This is a genomic window from Aeromicrobium sp., from assembly GCF_025965075.1.
Taxonomy (GTDB): Bacteria; Actinomycetota; Actinomycetes; order Propionibacteriales; family Nocardioidaceae; genus Aeromicrobium.
In genome coordinates, this window is the sequence record NZ_JAOPXQ010000215.1 from 1 (window position 1) to 2,887 (window position 2,887).

Annotated in this window: 2 protein-coding genes and 1 pseudogene; all 3 read left to right on the forward strand. The window is 71.2% G+C overall.

Translation table 11 applies throughout. The annotated features are described in order from the left end of the window. A pseudogene (locus JWQ91_RS12955) lies at positions 1–327 on the forward strand (hypothetical protein); the annotation flags it as partial. A gap of 51 nt (positions 328–378) precedes the next feature. Then, positions 379–1,770, forward strand: a complete 1,392-nt coding sequence (locus JWQ91_RS12960; protein ID WP_297784756.1) for an NAD(P)-binding protein — start codon at positions 379–381, stop codon at positions 1,768–1,770. 72 nt (positions 1,771–1,842) lie between these two features. Further along, positions 1,843–2,887: PEP/pyruvate-binding domain-containing protein (locus tag JWQ91_RS12965; RefSeq protein WP_297784759.1), on the forward strand; the 1,045-nt coding region annotated here is incomplete at its 3' end.

A 2,887-nucleotide genomic window follows, 5' to 3' on the forward strand; every position in this document is an offset into this window, starting at 1 on the left:
TTCCCCACCAGCTCCGTGCCCGCCCGGATGTGCGACACCGACCACAACGACCCCTGGCCCGCCGAGACCTGTGCGGCGAACACCGGTCCGCTCAACCGCCGGGCCCACAACCTCAAGACCGAGGGCCACCTGCGTTTGCGACAACCCACGCCCGGCGCCTTCGAATGGACCACACGCACCGGGCACACCTACACACAACACCCCGAACCAGTCCCCATCGCGGACTGGGACCTCACCCTCATGCAGGCTGACGTGACCGATCACATGCCCATCGACCCATGGGCCGCCGAGTTCGCGGAGATGCTCGCTGCGCTCGATGCCGCATGACGGCCCGCGGCTGACCATGGACGCCCGGAGGACACCGTGCTTGGCTGAAGCATGGTGCGCATGGTGGATGCCGACTACCTGGTCGTGGGAGCCGGGGCGGTCGGCATGGCGTTCACCGACGCGCTGATCGACCACGCCGACGTGCGCGTCGTGATGGTCGACCGCCGGGCCACGGTGGGCGGGCACTGGCGCGACGCCTATCCGTTCGTCCGGCTGCACCAGGCCTCCGCCTTCTACGGGGTCGCGTCGACGTTGCTCGGCGGCGGGCGTCGGCAGACCGAGGGGCCCGAGACGGGCCTACACGAGCGGGCCACGGTCGCGGAGATCTGCGCCTACTACGACCACGTCCTGGCCGACCGGATGACCGGGCCCGGCAAGGTCGACTTCTTCGGCGAGTGCGACTACGTCGGCGAGCACACCTTCGTGTCGCGGACCACGGGGGAGCGGTTCGAGGTGCCGCAGCGCTGCCGGATCGTCGACGCGCGCCACCTGGCCCCCGACATCCCGGCGACCACACCACCGCCGTTCGACGTCGCCGACGGCGCCCGGGTGATCCCGATCAACGACCTGGCGACCCTGACCGAGTCCCCGAGCCAGTACGTCGTGGTGGGCTCGGGCAAGACCGCGACGGACGCGATCGTGTGGCTGCTGACGCAGGGGGTGGGGCCCGACGCGATCTGCTGGGTCCGGCCGCGTGACCCGTGGATGCTCAACCGGGCGGTCGTGCAGCCCGATCCGGCGATCTTCCTGGGCATGGTGGGCGACACGATGCAGGCGGCCGGGGCGGCGGCGACCCTGGAGGACTTCTTCGTGCGCCTCGAGGGCGCCGGGATCATGTTCCGGGTCGACCGCTCGGTCATGCCGACCATGGCCAAGACGCCGACGCTCGCCGCGTGGGAGCTCGACCACCTGCGGACGGTCGAGCACGTCGTCCGGCTCGGGCACATCCGCAGCGTCGGGCCGGGGCGCATCACCCTCGCCCACGGATCGGTGTCGATCGCGAAGGACGCCGTCGTCGTGCACTGCGCCGCCGCCGGGCTGAAGTATCCGCCGCCGGTCGACATCTGGGGGCCGTCGGCGATCACGGTGCAGCCGATCCGGGCCGGGTTCCCCTGCTTCGGCGCGGCGCTCGCCGGGTACGTCGAGGCGACCCGTGACGACTGCGCGGACAAGAACCGGCTCTGCCCGCCGACCCCGTTGTCGGACACCATGGCCAGCTGGGCCCGGATGACGGTCCTGGGCGCCCGGGCCACCGCATCGTTCGGCGCCGAGCCGGACATCAAGGCGTGGGCGGACGGGGTCCCGCTCAACCCGGCGCGGATCCCCCCGGACCATCCGACGTCCGCCGCGCTGGACGTCGCGCTCGCCCGGCTGCAGACGCACGCCGAGTACGGGCTGGCCCGGCTCGCCGAGTGGTCCGGGGTGGCGCGGCCGACGAGCTGAGGCCTACGGCGACTGTACGCCCGAGGTCGTTCGCCCCTTTCCGTTGGCGCGTGACTGCGGAATGATCCCGGGATGACGACGTATGTGTACGACTTCAGTGAAGGCGGGATGGACCAGAAGGACCTCCTGGGCGGCAAGGGGGCGGGTCTCGCCGAGATGTTCAACCTCGGGCTGCCGGTGCCGCCGGGGTTCACCATCAGCACCGACGCCTGTCGGGCGTACCTGGCCGCGGGCAGCGAGCCCGCCGGGCTGGCCGACGAGGTGACCGCGCACCTGACGGCTCTGGAGGAGGCGCGCGGCAAGCGGCTTGGCGATCCGGAGGACCCGCTGCTGGTGTCGGTGCGGTCCGGCGCGAAGTTCTCGATGCCCGGGATGATGGACACGATCCTCAACATCGGGCTCACCGACGCGTCCGTGCGGGGGCTGGCCCGGGCCGCCGACGGGGACGAGCGGTTCGCGTACGACTCGTACCGCCGGCTGCTCCAGATGTTCGGCAGCACGGTGCTGGGCGTCGACGGCGCACTGTTCGCCGACGCGCTGGACGCGCTGAAGGCCGAGCGGGGCAGCGACAACGACCTCGACCTGACCGCCGAGGACCTGCAGGGACTCGTCGGGACCTATCAGCAGCTGATCAGCGAGCACGGCGGCCGGGACTTCCCGCAGGACCCGCGCGCCCAGCTCGACCTGGCGGTGCTGGCGGTCTTCGACTCGTGGAACACCGAGCGTGCCGTGCTCTATCGCCGGCAGGAACGGATCCCCGAGGACCTCGGCACGGCTGTCAACATCTGCTCGATGGTGTTCGGCAACGGGGGAGACGACTCCGGCACGGGGGTCGCGTTCACCCGGGACCCGGCCACCGGGGCGCAGGGCGTCTACGGGGACTACCTGGTCAACGCACAGGGCGAGGACGTCGTCGCCGGCATTCGCAACACGATCCCGCTCGCCGAGCTCGAGCACGTCGACAAGGCGGTGTACGGCGAGCTGCTCACGATCATGCAGCGGCTCGAGCACCACTACACCGACCTGTGCGACATCGAGTTCACCGTCGAGCACGGGCGGCTGTGGATGCTGCAGACGCGGGTCGGCAAGCGTACGCCCGAGGCGGCGTTCCGGATCG